At 65.5% G+C, this 1257-nt stretch carries 1 protein-coding gene; it reads left to right on the plus strand.

All coding sequences use genetic code 11. The features are described from left to right. The coding region (gene cysN, locus ADL15_RS14470) for a sulfate adenylyltransferase subunit CysN (RefSeq protein WP_232344094.1) at positions 1-1257 on the plus strand (1257 nt) is incomplete at both ends.

Here is a 1257-nt window from a genome sequence, read left to right on the forward strand (position 1 = left end):
CGCGCGGAACATGGATCTGTTGCGGTTCGCGACGGCGGGCAGTGTCGACGACGGTAAGTCGACGCTCATCGGGCGGTTGTTGTTCGACACGAAGACGATTTTCGAGGATCAGCTCGAGGCGGTCGAGGCGGCGAGCGCGTCGCGTGGTGACGAGTACACGAACTTGGCGTTGCTCACCGACGGTCTGCGGGCCGAGCGGGAGCAGGGCATCACGATCGATGTGGCGTACCGGTATTTCGCGACGCCGAAGCGCAAGTTCATCATCGCGGACACGCCGGGGCACATCCAGTACACCCGGAACATGGTCACCGGGGCGTCGACGGCGGATCTGGCGTTGATCCTGGTCGATGCGCGTAAGGGTCTGGTCGAGCAGTCGCGGCGGCACGCGTTCCTGACGAGTCTGTTGCGGGTGCCGCACCTGGTGCTGTGCGTGAACAAGATGGATCTGGTCGACTGGGACAAGGCGGTCTACGACCGGATCGCGGATGAGTTCACGTCGTTCGCGGCGAAGCTCGACGCGCCGGATCTGACGATCATCCCGATCTCGGCGTTGAACGGTGACAACATCGCGTCGCGGTCGGAGAAGAGCCCGTGGTACGAGGGTCCGTCGTTGTTGCATCACTTGGAGCACGTGCACATCGCCAGTGACCGCAACCTGGTCGATGTGCGGTTCCCGGTGCAGTACGTGATCCGTCCGCAGTCGACGACGGTCACCGACTATCGCGGTTATGCCGGTCAGGTCGCGTCGGGGGTGTTGAAGCCGGGTGACGAGGTGATGGTGCTGCCGTCCGGGTTGACCAGCACGATCGCCGGGATCGACACCGCGGACGGGCCGGTCGACGAGGCGTTCCCGCCGATGTCGGTGACGGTGCGGCTCAACGACGAGATCGACATCTCGCGCGGTGACATGATCTGCCGGCCGCACAACGCTCCGGCGGTGGCGCAGGACATCGAGGCGATGATCTGCTGGATGGACGAGAGTGCCCCGCTGCGGGTCGGTGGCAAGTACTCGATCAAGCACACCACCCGGACCGCGCGGGCCGTGGTGCGAGGCCTGCAGTACCGCCTCGATGTGAACACCCTGCACCGGGACGAGTCCGCGGACGGGCTGGGGCTCAACGAGATCGGCCGGGTGCGGCTGCGCACGACGGTGCCGTTGCTGGCCGATGAGTACCGGCGGAACCGGACCACGGGCGGGTTCATCCTGATCGACGAGTCGACCAACCGTACGGTCGCCGCCGGAATGATCATCGAAGC

It is taken from the genome of Actinoplanes awajinensis subsp. mycoplanecinus (assembly GCF_001509495.1).
In the GTDB taxonomy this organism is placed as follows: domain Bacteria; phylum Actinomycetota; class Actinomycetes; order Mycobacteriales; family Micromonosporaceae; genus Actinoplanes; species Actinoplanes palleronii.